The organism is Spirosoma jeollabukense, assembly GCF_054777855.1.
The window spans coordinates 574,113-591,165 of record NZ_BAAHAD010000001.1; the positions used below are offsets into that span (position 1 = coordinate 574,113).

General features: G+C 52.3%; 7 protein-coding genes. All 7 read right to left on the minus strand.

Annotated elements, in window-relative coordinates; translation table 11 throughout:
* Positions 1-2 precede the first annotated feature (2 nt).
* The 7 genes from ACYVEA_RS02325 to ACYVEA_RS02355 all read right to left on the minus strand — a co-directional run bounded on the left by ACYVEA_RS02325 (position 3) and on the right by ACYVEA_RS02355 (position 16,950).
* The gene (locus ACYVEA_RS02325; protein WP_461111702.1) at positions 3-1,187 is read right to left on the minus strand and encodes a glycoside hydrolase family 88 protein; all 1,185 of its coding nucleotides are present in this window, start codon (positions 1,185-1,187) and stop codon (positions 3-5) included.
* Between the two features lie 75 nt (positions 1,188-1,262).
* Positions 1,263-3,167, minus strand: coding sequence for a glycoside hydrolase family 97 protein (locus ACYVEA_RS02330; RefSeq protein WP_461111703.1), 1,905 nt, complete (start codon positions 3,165-3,167; stop codon positions 1,263-1,265).
* A gap of 41 nt (positions 3,168-3,208) precedes the next feature.
* Positions 3,209-5,593: a heparinase II/III domain-containing protein gene (locus ACYVEA_RS02335; RefSeq protein ID WP_461111704.1), complete on the minus strand. Its 2,385-nt coding sequence runs from the start codon at positions 5,591-5,593 to the stop codon at positions 3,209-3,211.
* A gap of 150 nt (positions 5,594-5,743) precedes the next feature.
* Positions 5,744-7,408: a hypothetical protein gene (locus tag ACYVEA_RS02340; protein ID WP_461111705.1), complete on the minus strand. Its 1,665-nt coding sequence runs from the start codon at positions 7,406-7,408 to the stop codon at positions 5,744-5,746.
* A gap of 193 nt (positions 7,409-7,601) precedes the next feature.
* A complete protein-coding gene (locus ACYVEA_RS02345; protein WP_461111706.1) occupies positions 7,602-11,180 on the minus strand; it encodes an alginate lyase family protein in 3,579 nt (1,192 codons plus the stop codon).
* A gap of 292 nt (positions 11,181-11,472) precedes the next feature.
* Positions 11,473-13,221, minus strand: a complete 1,749-nt coding sequence (locus ACYVEA_RS02350) for a RagB/SusD family nutrient uptake outer membrane protein (RefSeq protein WP_461111707.1) — start codon at positions 13,219-13,221, stop codon at positions 11,473-11,475.
* Between the two features lie 138 nt (positions 13,222-13,359).
* Positions 13,360-16,950, minus strand: coding sequence for a TonB-dependent receptor (locus ACYVEA_RS02355; RefSeq protein WP_461111708.1), 3,591 nt, complete (start codon positions 16,948-16,950; stop codon positions 13,360-13,362).
* Positions 16,951-17,053: the final 103 nt, after the last annotated feature.

Below are 17,053 nucleotides of genomic sequence, written 5' to 3' on the forward strand. Positions count from 1 at the left end.
GGTTATTTCTCCGCTTCCTGCAGTTTTTTCAATCGCAATAGCGCTTCAATGTAGTAGTAATCAGCGTAGTTGATCGATACGTCGATCTCGGAATTGTTGGGTTTGTGGCCGGTCGAGTGCAGCAAAAACGCATTGTTTACGTCATGGCTCTGGTACGTGTCGGACGAGAGCGACGCCAGCATCGCTTCAGCTTCGGTCCGGTATTTCGCCTGCAAGGTTTTATCCTTGGTCAATGTTGAGAGTTCGAGTAGCGCCGACGAAACGACAGCCGCAGCCGACGCATCCCGTGGTGCATCTGGGATATCCGGCGCGTTGAAATCCCAATAGGGAACGTGGTCGGCGGGGAGATTTTTAATAAATACGTCAGCGGTTTTCTGGGCGGTTTCCAGAAATTCTTTTCGCCCCGATTCGCGGTACGACATCGTGAAGCCGTAAATAGCCCAGGCTTGCCCACGCCCCCACATGGAGTTGTCCGCATAGCCCTGATGGGTCACGCCTTTGATTTTCCGGCCGGTCTGTTTGTCATAAACCACTACGTGGTAAGACGTCCAGTCGGGCCGGAAATGGTTTTTCATAGTCGTTGTCGCATGACTCACGGCCATGTCGTACAGTTTTTTGCTTCCTCCATTTTTCGACGCCCAGAACAGCAGCTCGAGGTTGATCATGTTGTCCATGATAGTGTTGTGCTGCGGCCATTCCATGTTGGGCACGGGCCGGGGCCACGACAGAATTGTACCGACTTTCGGGTTGAACAACGTAGCGAGCGAATCGGCGGCCTGGAGCAGGATTTTCCGGTAGGCAGGATTTCTGGTCAACCGATATCCATTGCCGTAGCTGCAAAAGAACTGAAAGCCCAGATCGTGGTCAACGACAGGCTTATCCAGCACCGTTGCCAGCGATTCGGTAAAGCTTTCGGCTTTAGTTTTGAGCATTGGGTCCTGTGCATACTCGTAGGCGTACCAGAGGGTTCCGGGCCAGAATCCGCTCGTCCAGTCGGTCACGGACACCGTATTCCAGTTTTTCTGCCCGGCCAGAATCCGACGGGGTTCCCTGGTAAAGTCGGTCTGTTCGGGCAGCGCTTTCTTCAACTGAGCCACACAGTAATCCAGTTGTTGGCTCGTGTTGACAGTTGGTTTCTGCGCCAACGTCTGAAGCGATACCAGGAGCAGCAAAAGGTGCTTGTACATAAAAAGGGAAGTTAATAAACCGCGAATTAAACCTGACTCAAGGCGTATTACGCAGTCTCACTCGCGGGTCAAGAATCATTTATCCAGCGAAATCCACACCGCCTGCCCACCTCTCGGCAGCAGTTTCATAGCCAGCGATTGACCGGCTTTAACCTTTTGGGTGGTTATCCGAACCTGCGTTTTGGTTGGCACAGTCGCATCATCGGAATAAATGTGAGCGGTATAGCTTTTTCCCTTCGGCAAAAAATCCAGCGGGAGTTTCAGCGTGCGGCCGTCGTTGTTGCTGATGGTCCCGACAAACCAGTCATCACCACTACGTCGGGCGATGGTCACATACTCACCGATGGCGTCGTGAATCACTTTCGTTTCATCCCAGACGGTCGGCACTTTCTCGAAGAACTCAATTTCGGGCTCACCACCATACAGCGCGGGTTTGTCGTACCAGAACACCGATTGCAGCGGGCTGTATGAAATTACGTTCATCGCCAATTGATGGGCGTGCGTGTTTTTCAGGCGCTTGTCGTAGTAGCAAACAGTGTAATCGCCGGCTCCGGCGAGGTAGCGCGTAAATGGCAGCACGGTGTCGTGAGTCGCATCCGGAAACTCCTCGTTGCCTCGAATCCCTTCCTGCGTCATCACGTTCGGATAGGTGCGACTGGTGCCCGTTGGCCGGTATTCGTCGTGGATGTTCACCATCAGCCCGTTCTCCATTGCCTTGCGTTTGGCTTCCGTGAGCCAGGTCATCCAGCGGTGCGACCCAACCTGAACAAAGCCAAACTTCACCCCTTTGACACCCCATTTCTTATACAGAGGAAATAGCTCGTCCATCTGTTTGTAGAGCGCCTGCAGATTGACATACAGAATCACCCCTACCGCTTTAGACTTACCATATTCGATGATTTTCTGAAGATCCATTTTAGCAACTACCTTGGTTGCATCCGAATTAAAACTAAAGGCCGGACCGTACCATTTCCAATCGAAAAGAATGTATTGCAGGTGATGGGCAGCGGCAAAATCAATACAGGCGTTGGCTCCCTCGTCGGTGAGCGTTACCTCGCGCATCACTTTTCCCGGCTTGATCCAGTCGGTATCGACCAACGTAGTAGGCGGGTTCAGGTTCAGCAGCAGGTCGTTGTTTTCGAGGAGTTGGCCGGGCCGCTCGGCTATCATAATGACGCGCCAGGGCGTACCCACATCCGACATCAGATCAACGCTTTCGTACATGGACGTAACGATGGTATTCTGCTTATCAGGGGCTAGTTTGTACTTCGTCAGGGCGTAATCGGTCAGGGCCGCTTCCGCCAGACTGATATAAGGTCCATTGGGCAATTGAAGCGTCAAGGGTCGCTCAGCCATATCGGGCCAAGCTTGCAGGGGACGTAGTGAATAGGCTCCCTGCGCCCAACCCGTGAACCAGGCTTTAGTATCGGCGGGCAGGGTAAACTCCGTATTTTCCGCCATCACGCGATGATACAAGCCCTGCGGATGCTCGGGAAAAAAGTAGCGAATAGCCACTCCTTCGTTGTAGGCCCGGATAAAAACGCTCAGTTTGTAATTGGGATTATCGTCTTTCTGAAGCTGAATTTCGATCTGGTTGTAGTGATCCCGAATCTGACTTCGTTCGCCATAGACGGGTTTCCAGACCGTGTCACGTTGTGTCCTGACGATGTTTCTGATCGACAGATTAGCACACCAGCCCGCCCCCGCCGATCCCACCGGACTCGATACTTTCTGAGCCATCGCCTGCTCGAAAATATGGTTGTCGATCTGAATATCCAGCCCCGATTCGAGAATAACGGGCTTTTTCTGAAAATCGACCCGATACGTCATCCGGCGTTTTCCAGGGCTAACTTCTTTCTGCGAAAACACGACGTCCAATGTGCCATCCGGCGATTGCAGCCGGGTTTCGGACGGGGCCGTTTGGCAGAAGGAAAGCTGGGGTAATAAAAAGCCAAAAATCAGCAGACTAAAACGTATCATGGATTTAAAATAGGAAACGCAGATTCTTATGATAAGTAGAATTACTTGGTACCATCAATATCAATCAGCAACATTTTATCGGTGTCATATTGGGGGGTTACGGCTTTGTTGTTGACGGTCAGTTTGCTGACTTTATCGACTCCTAAAGCCACCTGTATCAGCGGTTGGCCCTGCAGTTGCACGTTTACCTGATTCCCCGGCTCCTTCGCAGCATACATAAACACTTTGGACAGGGAACTGAACAAAGGCTTGCCGTTCTTGCGGAGGTAACTGCCATTGCTGATAAAGAAAGCGGATAGCTGGGACGGATCTTTCGGGTCGGCCCCTTCGGGAAACGTAACTGCCGAGATATAGGCATCAGTCTCCCAACTACGGTCCGTCGCACGGTTTATCGTGGCATTTGCGTTGCGGTGCATAAGCCGACCATCGGCCAACAGGTTGATATACACCTCGGTTACCTGACCATTTTGGGTAATACGGACGCCGATGTAATTAGTCCCTTCAAACTTTTCGATTACCGGCAGATTGCTACGTCCGGTACCGCCACTGGCACCCGACGAACCCGTAAAAGTGTTGACTGACTTATTGGTTTCATCCAGCAGGAGGATGGCATTCACGAATTTGGTACGGTCGCTTTTTTCCGGGGGCGATAGAACGTAGTACGGAATCTGCACATTGGTCGTCCGGTCTTTCAGCCCAAACTCAGTGCGGTACTTCAGTTTTTCGGGGAAATCGTGCGGGTATCCCAAGGGCAACGTTTCGGGATACAAAGGCCGAAAAAGGATGGCCGCGCTGTCTTTCGTTATGTCAAAATCGGGCCCTCGTTTTACTGCGTTATCGGCAAAATGGAGGAGGTAATCAAACGTACCTATCTCGTAGGTTCTGACATCATCGATCACCAGAATCACATTCCCGATCCACAGGAAATTGCGGTAATTGCGCAGGAAATTTTTAGCAGTTGGGCCTGTAGCATCGGCCAGCAGATACTTCACATAGCCCCCATCCAGCATGTTGTATAAATGGCCTGGATTTTTCACCGCGCCATACTGGTCGCGTGAATCCTGAGCTTCACCATTGAACATCAGTACGTTATGCGCCCGACTGGTAACGAAATACCGGCTATATTCCGGGTTGCCGTAACCTACATCTCCGCCATCAATCAACAAATTTTCGCCGTTGTGATACAGCACAAACGAGCCCGCATCGGCATGGGCATGGTTCCAGGTAAAGCCGCATTTTACGCCCAGCAACGTAGCATCCGGTTTCCATGATGACCGTAGCATGCCCCAGCCCATTGACGAATAAAGTGACGAAGTTGGCAAGGCAGGAGCCGCTGGAGCAGGTTTATTTTCAGGCTGATAGAGCAACCCCATCGGCGTAGCCACATTCAGATCTTCGCCAAATTTGTGCTGAGCTGTCTGTTTCAAATACCAGTAATAGTCGTCTTTGCCCAACCCTAAGGCCATCAGCAACTTGGCGGGCCGGTCGCCATTGGCAAAGTCATTGCTATCGCCAAAATTCAGCGACAGCAAGGGTCTTTCCGTGCGGGGATACGAAACATTGATAAACCAGTCGACGGTTTTCTGCAGCAGCTCATCGTAGGGCATTTTTATCGCGCCCGTCGCATTTGTGTACGCCAGCCGGAACAACAGGTATTCCGATACGCCATAATTTGCATAGCTGACACTCTCGTAAAAACCACCCGAGGGATCAAAGTTGGACGGCTTATTTTCCAGAATACTCCCCGCAAAGGCAAACCATTGTTTGCTATCCTGCATGATAGCGCCCGCCCATTTTCTGGCTTCCGGCACGTCGCTCATGACCGCGAGCGAGGCAATGCCCGCTTCAAAGACCACAGCCGCCCACCAGTTGTGGCCCATGTTGTTCAGCGACTGGATACGTTTGTCTTTCGACACCCAGTCGGCGATGGACGGCTCGATGCCCAGCTTCACGATCTTATCGGCGATGTCTTTCCGCTCTGCTTTGGATAAGGCTGTGTAGATGGCGTCGTAGGTGACGGAAGCGGCCCAGTTGTTGTGGCTGGTACCGAGTCCGGCGTTCCATCGGGGCGTCCGATCGTCCATGCCATCCCAGGCTTGCCTGCCCACCAGGTCCGACAGCAACACTTTGGCCCGTTCGGCGTAGCGTTTGTCATTGGTCATGGTGTAAGCCAGCGCCAGTTGCTCCATATTGCCTCCTTTGGGCTCACCAACCCATGTATCACAGCGTTGCCGTAGGGCATTCCAGCGATTGGCCAGCAGCGTATCTGTTTTGATTCGTTCTTTCAGCCGCTCGGTACGTTGTGGTGTATAAAAAAGGTACGGATGTGCCTTGGCCGTTTGCGCTTGTACAGTTACGGTTAGACAAAGCGCGAATAGCAGGAGACAGATTGAAAAGAACAGGTGGGGTTTGAGAAGGTATTTCACAGATATTGGGTCAATTGATTAAGGTTAAGCAAATTATCTTGGGGCGGTTTCACCCCCAACCCCCTGAAGGGGGCTTAGCTTGACTATTCTCAACGAAAGCCCCCTTCAGGGGGTTGGGGGTGAAACCGCACCTGATTATGCGGATTCTCATCACTGGCTCTTACCCGTTATAAAAAACGTATGCTCAACCGGCATGGCCGATTGCACTTTAGCACCGACACTTGTGCCATATTGCCAGGCGACTACGGTAACTTTCATGGGCAGTTTACTACGTGGTGGGATTTTTGTCAAGACCAGTTCATCCCCCTGAACGAAGGCAGATCCCTCCTTCACGTAATACTGCACAGGCAGTTGCGCGTCCGACGTAGCGTTGAGCGGCAGCGAGTTTGTCCCGATCGTTTGATCTGATATAGGTGGAAAGCTAATTGTCTGTGGCTTGCCTTCTTTGTTCGTCAGGGGAAACCGCAAGTCGGCCTGTTGCACCATGCTTTTGTAGGCCTGATCGCCCTTGGTAGACGCCAGGAGCCAGATGTCGTTAGACCGTTTCGGATTACTGAATCCCATTCGGTAAAAGCTTAGCTGGAACGTAGTGTCGTTGAGCTTTTTGACGGGACCGCAAATCTTATCCACTGAAATTCCCGTGCTGGCATGATTCGCAGTAAGCTGCACACGCGAGCTATCGGTGAACACGCTTTTCAGGTGGAAAGTAATACCATCGGCTTCGGGCAAAAACTGTAGCTGATAATTGGCGTGCGTTTTGGTTGGGTTCAGGAGTTTACCGGCCTGCTGAAAGCCGAGGTATTGCTGTTTTTTGCCCCGCGCTTTCTGATAAATCGCTTCGGCAGCGTCGGCCATTTCTTTATCGAAACACCAGACGGCCACGTCTTTGCTGCCTTTGTAGGAAATATATGGCGCCGGACTGGCGGTCGGTAAACTGTCTTTTCGCCAGCGGTCCATCAACCAGCCATTTTTAGGATTGATGGGCTTTAAAACGACGCTGTCTTGGGAGCCTGACTTGTCGGGCAACCGATACGTAGCCGCTTTTTCGATGTACAACGCCAGAAAGTCGACCAACTCATCGGAATAGTCGAAATGGCCGCGTCCGGCATCAGCGAGTAAGCTAAACGGTGTTTCAGGGTGTTTCGCTACGTAGGCAAACGCCGGAGCGAGCCGATCTTCCCACCACTCATATTCGCCCATGACCATCAAACCGGGAACGCCTTCGATGGTGCGACTCCCCCAGTCAGGATTAGGGCGTCCGCTGCCGGTAAGTCTGGTAAGTGGGGCATCGCCGTGAATGGAAATGGCTGCGAGGGTACGTCCGGGATTCCAGGCTGCAAAATTCCAGGGATAGCTGGCTAAAGCCGAATGACCGATGGGTACGACGGGAACAATTTTCAATTCGTCGTAGCCGGAAACTTCCGCCAGCCGGGTCATCATGTCGTTAAATTCAACCCCGGCTCCTTTCGTCAAGCGGGATGCCGTCCAATCGAATGGCACGTTGATTGCCGGTGTCACCCAGACTTCGGCAAATCCCAGTTGCGCTAGTTTCTTGCGAAAATTGGCATGCTCCAGAATGCCTTCTTCCAACATGTTGTGCTGCCCAACAACGACGCCCCTTACGTACGTACAATCATCGGGGATCCACAGAAAAGCCTGCGGATGATCGTTGGTTTCGGGTGAAATAACCGATTGAACAGCGGTTGACCATTGCCAGACCTGCGCCTGAGATGGACAAACAAATCCCAGACACATCCACAAGCACCCTAAGAAGAATTTATTGAGCCACATGTATTCGTAATCAAACGGTATCATTCAAAAGCAGAAGGCTTACAGCCAGCAGAAACGATACGAGCTGCTCACTGCCTGTAAGTAGTCATTAGTACGGCCGCCATACCCGCCAGCCCTGATTAGTTTTCCCTGAATGCTGTTCCTTTACTTATACCCCCCTGAAGGACGGTCGGCAGCGGCCGACTATCCTTCAGGGGGTGGGGGTAACATGCAGTACCTAGTGCTGGAAATAATTGATCTGTTCGGCGTCGGCATTATTGATGTTTATCACTTCGCCTATATTATCACCCTGCACCGCGACACTAATCGACAGCACACCTTTCGTATTACCCGGCGTTATTTGTCCCGTTAAGCCGACAGAAAGTTTGCTGCCTGCTGGGATCGCTGAACTGGTTGTCAGGATGTAGACATTCGGATCCGAATTATCCAGTGTCCAGGCACTATTCTGCACATTTCGGCCGATCAACGTAGTGAGTTCAGCGTTGAGAAACAGGCTGACCAGCGGGTCTTTCGTGAGCCGGATCATAATTGGGCCGCTGGTGGTCACTGAATTAAGCTCTACGACATCGACCACGACAGTAATCGGCGTAGTTCCGTATAAAGTGGAGGGCAGCATATTCATGAGGGGGACCAGGTCAGGCATAAGGACGTTCGCCACACGAAGTGCCACATCATTTCCAGTTCCGCCTACATAGGTGATTTGAAATCGGTTTACGCCTATAGTGAGCAAACTTCCCTCGGCTAATCCGTTGAACGTGCCGGTTATGGGCGAGCTACTCGTGTTATCGACAATAACATAACTGGTCCCCGTCGGCAACGTACCGCCCGTTCCTGCATCCGTGATCGCCAGCACAGCGTTATTGATCGTGACCCCATTGGCAACGAGCTTATCGAACGATGCCTGATTGCTGTTAAATTCCAGTTGATACGTAGCGTCAGCATTTAATAAGAGTCCTCCTGACGTCGTGAACGTACCCACTGAATTACCGGGTGCAATGGCGGCCCCAGCGCCTGCCCCTGTTCCGACGGTTATCGAAGCGGTGCTGGTGCCTGTGCCTGCCAGCAAACCACCATTAACCACAATGGGGCTAGCCAGCGAACCATTTACCACAAGCGAGCCACTCGTTACGGTCGTAGTGCCCTGGTATTCATTTGCGCCGTTCAGAATCAATTTCCCATTCGTTACCGTTACGGTCGAGTAGAACGGTGTTCCTCCAATAGTTGTCGTCCCGTTCTTGATGGCTCCGGTGACGGTTTGGGTACCCGTCCCTATTTTTTCGAGGTTTACCCGGCCTTTGTCGACGGCATCGGCCGTAGGTCCCAATCCAATGGTTCCTTCGAACGTACCATCCTGATTATCGGCGCCAATTACCAGCGTGGATATGCCATTCGTTAACGTACTTCGTGAAATAATATAAGCCGCATCCGTTCCATCCAGTGCGCCAATAGTTTGTTTACTCGTGTACAAATTCGCCCCGTTGAACACCAGAACGGCGGTGGCATCGGTGCCCATCGTAAAACGTCGAGGTGGCAACAATACGTCGTTGGCATCGGATGTGCTATTGGTGGTGTTGTGCAATTCAATGGTGCCTTGTGCCAGATTGATGCCACCCACCAAGTCACTCCAGTCCATCGCAGCCTGAATGCGCAGACCGGCATAGGAGCCACTACTGCCGTAGATGGGCGTCATAATTTTTAATCCCTGCGTGCCGGCAATTTTCAACGGCACCCTCGAATTGTTGTTGGCATTTCCCATAAAAAGCTTGCGGGCACCGCTGTTGATCATATTCAGTAACGGTGTTCCCGATAGCGTCTGGAAGGTTAAGGTGCCGCCGTTCAGGCCGCTGGCCAAATGCAACTCCCCCGTTCCATTGGCGGCATAGGTCAGTGTGCCGACGGTGATATTGCCGTCCAGCGTCACGCCCCCAATAGTACCAAAACTCGTTGGCCCGAACGTAGCATTTGATTGAACACCACCCGGAATAATCGACCCACTCCAGTTGGTTGCCGTCGACCATTTCAGGAAACGCAAACCGGTTCCATTGGCGATGGCAGACGTAGCCACAACAGCGGTTCCACCCGGTCGTTGGGATAACTGAATCTTGTTGCCATTGACAGCCACTACGGTATAAGCCGTATTGGCGATAAAACCACCCGGAACCGTTCCCGTCAAACGCACGAGATCGCCCACTACGAAGGTCTGCCCCGGCCAGGTGAGATCGGCACTGCCCGCGGTTGATGACAACGTAGCGGTTGTGATGCCTGCGGTGTTGGTCCAGGTACCGTCCGTCACACCGGGGATTTGGTTTACGGTCAGTGCCTGGTAAACAACCGGTGCCAGATTGTACTGGGAATCCCCCATCTGCTGGGCAATGATGGTCGTGGTTCCCGGCTTCGATACGTGAATCGTTCCATCGGCATTCACCGACGCGACGACCGGATTCGAGCTGGAATAAACGACCGGCAACCCCGAGCTGGCTGTAGCACCCGGATTGAAATCGGCAGCCCCAAACTCCTTATTGGTGATGGCGGGAAACGTAATGGTCTGGTTGTTCGGCTTGACTGGTTCATCCAGCGAAAACGCCAGCGTTCCGTAGCCCAATTGGTCGTAACCTCCGCTGTTGGGGCCATAATTCCCGCCCCCACCCTCGGGCCGCACGATCTGCGCAAAGCGAGTTACATAAGGGGCCGGTAATCCTTTCCGGTTGACGTAGTGATTATACACCAGTTCCCAAACCGGGCGGATATTCCCCCGCCCATCTTCCGACACGATTGGCTGAACAACCCCAATGCAATTGCTGTAAGTGGTGTAGGGCACCTCATACCCCAGGTTGTATTTGGCGATGTATTCAAAGCCTTTCAGCAGCCGGTTGTCGTCGTATCCATACAAATCATCTCCCTGATTCCAGGCCATTTCACAGAACGTACCGGCCAGCGCGACGCCCAGTACCGTATGTCCCTGATCGCGCCCGCTTTCCTGCCATTGACCCAAATCACCATACACATACGGCACTACGTTCTTGATCGAACCCATACCGGCCCCGTTTTTAAAGTACTCAACGGCTTCGTTGTAGATGTCCCGTCGGTCGCAGAGGACGCCGATGCTGAGCATGGACGCCATGTTGCACAAATCCCAGTTTGCCCAGTAATTGCTGATGCAGGCCCCGTTGTGATTGACCAGAAAGTCGTGGTTCATCGAATAAAAGACGGTCAGCATCCAGTTCTGGTAACGGGCCAGATCAGCCGGAGCCCAGCCGCTGTAGGTACGCATAATTTCGGCCGCATTCGCCAGTTGATACCCCTGAATACCCGCCAGCAGAAACTTATCCGACGTACCGCTAATGGTTGTTAACGACGCCGACCAGGCGTTCATAATCGCGATCGACTTCTCGGCGTAGGCATTGTCGCCCGTTATCTTCCACCGCAGGGCCGTGGCATAGGCCGATGCCGCATCCCGGAAAAGAGACGCGTAGTTCTCGGCATTTGTCCCATCAAAACCCCGGTAAATTGTAGCGGGCACAGGGTTGGTGAACGCCCGGGTCAGCGACGAATGCGAGTTGGCTACCAAAATGTCCCAGCTCGCTTTCCAGGGTTGCGCGTTGGCATCGATTTTAGCTTTCATCCGATCCAGATCGGCCTGTTTATGCAGCAGGCCCGGATGCACAAATGACTGCGCAAAAGATGCCTGCGAAACGACAAAGACGAATGCCAGAACCGTGATAATTCGGATCAAAAGGTATGGCTTTCTGGAAGGCCTTGAATTGACAAGATCGGACGTAATGGTGACGAAATTCATACGCGAGTTTTTAGGAAAAAGGAATAGGAGAAAGATGATTTTCAGGTCAATTGAATATGGCAAACCCCGTCGCCGTAGGTCAGGCGCCTGGCGGTAAAGGTTTGAGCGAGCAGAGTTTTTAGGTTATTTATTCTAAAAGCCCTGCCTGCGTCACCTGGAAAGATGAACTACACTGTTTTGATGTAGCTTTTGCGTTTTACCCCCAACCCCCTAAAGGGGGCTCTGCTTGATTATTCTCGACCTAAGCCCCCTTTAGGGGGTTGGGGGTAAAACGCAGTATCGAATTGACGTATTACCAGCCCGGATTCTGGGTCAGTTGGGGGTTCAACTGAATCTGCTGGGAAGGAATTGGCAACAGGTAATTTTTCTCGCTGAACGACCGGCTGCCGTCCACAATGAGGTTTCCTTCGGCATCCTTCGCCGTAGCGGCTTGCGACGGCCAGAGCGTCTGAAATTCAGTGCCCGTCCACTTGATGCCTACTAACGGTTTGGTCAATACGTCGACGGCTGTTTTCCAGCGCTTCAGATCATCGAGCCGAAAACCTTCCATATATAACTCGATAGTACGTTCCCGCCGAATTTCGGTTTGCATGTTGAGGCCATTCGCCGTGACGAACTGATTACTTAGTTTCGGCATGGTCTTATTCACCCGATTACGGACCAGATTCAGGGATTTATCCAGATCGGCGTCGCTGATGGTTCCGTTACGTTCATAAACGGCCTCAGCGTAGTTCAATAGCACTTCAGCGTACCGGATTACTGGATAGTCGAATCCTTCCTGATTGTCAGGCACCTGCCGTTCCCCAATAAATTTCTGACTGGAATAGCCCGACAAACCATTGGCATACGGCTTAAAAGGCGATCCATCGGCATTGGCCCGATCAGCCGGACCATTCGTCCAGTCGATCCGCCAGTTGGCGTTTGACGACCAGTAATAGCCACCTGCAATACGCATGTTGTACCGCATTCGGTTATCACGATTCTCGAACTCAGACGTCATGGTAGCATACCCTTTAAAAAGGGGTGACTTCTCGATTGGCAGGCCATCTTTACTCAGGTACATGTTCACAAAACCTTTCGTCAGCCCCACGCCCGCCGACCGGGTAACGTTGTTGTTGATCATCCGTACTGTTTGGTCGTAGCGGTTTGCCAGGATGTATTCGTTGTTGGCCGACTTCTGAATACTGGCTGGATTCGACTTCTGGTTTTCCAGGATGAACATGTATTTCTGCGCCGAATCACCCAGGGCCGCCGGAGCAAACAGGCTGTACTGGCCACCCGTGATCACGGCACCGCTCGCACTGATCGCTACGTCCAGCAGCGCATTGGCCCGCGCGCCCGACCGAAATTTCTGCCACGTTCCTTCATACAACGCGACCCGCCCCAGAAACGACTGCGCCACTTCTTTGTTGATACGTCCCAGTTCGGCCGCCGTCTGACCCGTTTTATTCGGCAGATCGGCAATGGCTTCGTTGAGATCTTTGAGAATAAAATCGACCACTTCATCGCGGGTATTGCGGGGTGCCTGTAGCTCGGGCGAATTGGGTGCCAGCAACTTGCTGATAATGGGAACACCGCCGTAAATCTGGAGCAGATCAAAATAAATGTACGCTCGAAAAAACTTCGCTTCCGCCACGTATTTGCTGATCTCGGCCGGTGTCGGATAGGCTGGCGCCTTGCTCAGCAGGTAGTTAATATTCCGAATACGGGTGTAGCCGTTGCTATAGGGATTATCCGTCGTGGGTACGGTATTCAGGCCACGGCTGAAAATGTTCTGCGAGGCTACGATATCCGACTTGTAATCCGAATGGTAATTCTGAGTCGTGGCATTAGGAACAACGTCATACACTACGTCCGCAAACGTGCGCATGTACGGATAGAACCCGTTGGCAGCCAGCAAAAAATCGTTTGGCGATGTCCAGTAGGCAGCATCCGAAAGCTGATCCAGGGGGTCCAGTTCCAGTACTTTATTGCAACTGGTCTGTGTCAGGGAGAGCGCGCCCACTAACAAGAGCGTATAGGATAATCGAAATGGTTTCATGTCTTTGCTATTATTAACAAGCTTAAGAATACCCCACCCCCTAAAGGACGGTCGGCCGCTGCCGGGCTTGGCTTGAGAGTGAGTGAAGCCCGGCAGCGGCCGACCGTCCTTCAGGGGTGGGGGTAGTTAAGGTTCTGATTAAAAAGTGACGTTTACGCCGACCGTATGCAGACGGTAGAAGGGATAGCGATCAACGGCGGTATTCCGGTTTGGATCAGCCGTACGACCCGCCGTTCTTGGTGCTTCGGGGTCCCAGCCATCTTTGATTTTGCTAATTTCCCACAGGTCGCTGCCCGAATAGTAGATACGAAACCGGTCGATTTTCACCCGTTGCGTGAGGGCCACCGGAAGCGTGTAGCCAATCACCAGGTTCTTCAACCGGACGTATGCGCCGTTTTGTACCGACCAATCTGATGCCTGGTAATTGTATGTATTGTAGGTTGTTGCGTTCTGGCCAGCCGACAAATTCGGGTAATAGGCATCGGTGTTTGTTGGTGTCCAAGTTTTGCCAACCCAGAAATCGGTTTGTCCCTGGAAGATGGAGCCAAACGGCACACGCCAGTTCCCATCGCGGAAAATGGTACGTTGTCCAACCCCCTGAAACACAGCCGAAAAGTCGAACCCTTTCCAATCGGCACCCAGATTCAGTGCGAAGCTATAGCGTGGATCGTCCCGGCCCAGGTATTTCAGATCGCCCGGCGTCGTTAGTTTGCCATCGCCGTTCAGGTCTTTAAACATGTTGTCGCCCAATCGAACACCCGGTACCGTGGCCGTCGTTACAGGCATGCTGATGTTATTACCAGCCGCCAGCGGGCGGTAAGCGGCCAGTTGCTCAGCCGTTTGGATACGTCCGTCATATTCCAGCCCGAAATAGGAGTTCAGGGCGTAGCCTTCCACGTTCGCATTGATGCCAGGATTAATCAAATTGGCTCCGCCGTAGCTCAGCAACTTGTTCTGATTGTCGGTCAGCGAGCCACCGATGCGGTAGTTTACGCTACCGATCTTGTCTCTCCACTGAATCGATGTTTCCCAGCCCCAGGCTTTCAGGTGACCGATGTTACCGGCGGGCGCTGTAGCCCCAATGACTGCGGGGTACGTTTGATTCAGCAGCATATTCCGGTTGTGCTTCACGAAGTAATCGAAGCTACCCGACAGGCGCCGTTGCAGCACCGAATAATCGACGCCAACGTTGGTCGTTTCGATCTTCTCCCAGGTACGGTTCAAACTCACTAAACTGGGCGTTGGACCCACATAAACGACCGGAGCCGTACCGATAATTGGGTAACCGCTGCTGCTTGGACCAGACGTAGCACTTACGTTCAAAAGCTGAATGTAGTCATACAGGCCGATGCCGTTCTGGTTACCAACTGTGCCATACGATCCCCTTATTTTCAGTTCATCCAGCCAGGTGAGTCCTTTCATGAACTCTTCCTGCGAGACGCGCCAGCCAGCCGATACACCATAAAAGGGTTTCCAGCGATTGGCCGCGCTAAACTTCGACGAACCATCATATCGAGCATTTACTTCGACCAGATATTTTTGCTTGAACGCGTAGTTGAAGCGACCAAAATAAGACCCGATAGCGTAGTGATTCTGGTTTTCGTTTACGGTCTTGGTGGTGTTATCACCGATACCCAGGTTCAAGGAGGGTACGTTGTCATTGGCGATGTAGTTCGTCCGGGCCAGATACCAGTTGGCTTCATCGCGCTCGTAGTTCGTGCCGACCGTAACGCCAATATCGTGCGTATTATTGACGGTTTTAAAATACTCCAGATAGGCGTTCAGGTTGGCATATGCATCTTTGTTCAACCTGCGGGAGTAATACGTAAGGGCCTGCGTAGGGTTACTGGCTGCCTGAATAGTGCCCAGATAGTTGTACCAGGGAACCGATTTCTGCTGCTCTTTGATGTCAGTCGAGGTCCAGTTGTAGCCCGCCGTACCCACCAGCCGCAGGTTTTTCGCCAGTTCATAGGTCAGCTTGAAATTGGTAAAAACCCGGTTATTGTATTCTTTATTTTCACCGCCGAGTTCGGCCTGCCAGTTCGGGCTGTATTGTGTTCCCCAGGCGTAGGGTTTGCCGTTCAAGGTCTCAATAGGGAAACCAGGTTGCTGATACTGACCCAGCACACTGCTCAGCATAGTCGGTTGAACGATGTCGTTTTTCTCCAGCGAAATATTCGACTCCAGCTTCAGTTTGCTCGTAAACTGGTAATCGTGCGTCAGCCGGATATTGTAGCGACTGTTGGAGTTTTGACCCCATTGCAGCATACTGCCATCACGCAAATAACCCAGCGATATCCTGTAGCCCGATTTTTCACTACGACCCGATACACTCAGATTGTGTTGCGTCGATGTGGCTTTACCCCACAAGACATCCACCCAGTTCGTGTTGAAAAAGGTCATGTCTTTCACGTCGCCAAAGCCTGGATTCAGGGGATGAGAAGCCGGGCTAACAGGCTGGCCATTATACGTAGTGAAGTCGATAAAACCCGATGCCGGAGGATTGACCTGCAGTTGCCCCAGCCGATACCAGAGAAACGAAGTGGGCGGAACGCCGTAAAAATCGTTCGTGGTGCCGTCGATCAGGCCCTGGCCAAACTGCTGCACATTAATCAGATGCGGTTGGAGGCCCAGTACTTTCTGAGAAACGGACCCATCGTACTGAATCTGTACTTTGCCCGATTTCGCCCGCTTGGTCGTAACCAGCACAACCCCACCAGCCGCCCGGGCACCGTAAATAGCCGCCGAGGCATCTTTCAGGACCGAAATATTGTCAATGTCGTTCGGATTGATGGAATTCAGGGCGCTTTGATTCACCAATGGTACACCATCCACGATAATCAGTGGTTCGGCTCCGTTGCTCGATGAGGCACCCCGAACCTGAAAGTTCCAGTTGGCCCGTCCGGGAGCCGATGACGTACGGGTAACAACCACACCCGGAATCTGCCCTTGCAACGCCGACAAGGGGTTATCGACAACCCCTCTATCCTGAAAAATTTTCGAATCAATAGTGGCTACAGAGCCCGTTAACGTAGCGCGTTTCTGCGTACCATACCCAACTACAACGACTTCATCCAACCCCCGCGATTCGGCTTTCAACTGAATGTTTAGTGTAGTTTGATTGCCCAAAACCACTTCCTGCCGTTCGTACCCGACAAAGGAGTAAACCAGCACGGCCCGGTCGGGTACGGTGAGCGAGTATTTTCCGTTGGCATCGGTCGTGGTGCCACGCGTGGTCCCTTTCACGGCGATGGTGACGCCCGGCAGTGGTGCATCTTTTTCGTCGGAAACCGTCCCACTCACGGTCTGATCAGTCGGCGCAACCGGTGCTTCTTTCATTGGCACCGTAGTCGAACGTTGGCTGGTACTGGCGCTACGCAGAATAATCTGAGAACCAACAACTTCATAAGTTACCTGAAGCGGAGTCAGCAACGTATTCAGCACCTCCGACAGCGGCTGGCTCTGCACGGACAGGTTCACTTTCCGATTCGAGCGAATCACCTGCGGGCTATAAATGAACTTTACGGAGGCCAGCTTGCCAATCTTTTTGATGGCCTGTTCAACCGGCTCATTTTCAATCGTGACCGAAACAGGGCGGTTTAGCAACTCCTGCCCCTTTCCATCAAAGGCCAGCACCAGGCTGGAACACCAGGCCAGGATGAAGACCTGATAAAACGCCGTTCGCATGATTTTTCCGAAAATCACCCGTGGTTTTGTAGTGGTTAGCATAAAATTAATAGAAAATACGTAGTAAAATTTGGCGCAAAGAATCCCCTTACCCAGTATTCACCTGGATTAAAAAAACCGTTTGAATTGGAAAGGAGGGGCAACG

Excerpts from the sequence above, each read along its gene's own strand:
- ACYVEA_RS02325 (WP_461111702.1), bottom strand. The coding sequence starts at position 1,187 with ATGTACAAGCACCTTTTGCTGCTCCTGGTATCGCTTCAGACGTTGGCG.
- ACYVEA_RS02330 (WP_461111703.1), bottom strand. The coding sequence starts at position 3,167 with ATGATACGTTTTAGTCTGCTGATTTTTGGCTTTTTATTACCCCAGCTT.
- ACYVEA_RS02340 (WP_461111705.1), bottom strand. The coding sequence starts at position 7,408 with ATGATACCGTTTGATTACGAATACATGTGGCTCAATAAATTCTTCTTA.
- ACYVEA_RS02345 (WP_461111706.1), bottom strand. The coding sequence starts at position 11,180 with ATGAATTTCGTCACCATTACGTCCGATCTTGTCAATTCAAGGCCTTCC.
- ACYVEA_RS02350 (WP_461111707.1), bottom strand. The coding sequence starts at position 13,221 with ATGAAACCATTTCGATTATCCTATACGCTCTTGTTAGTGGGCGCGCTC.
- ACYVEA_RS02355 (WP_461111708.1), bottom strand. The coding sequence starts at position 16,950 with ATGCTAACCACTACAAAACCACGGGTGATTTTCGGAAAAATCATGCGA.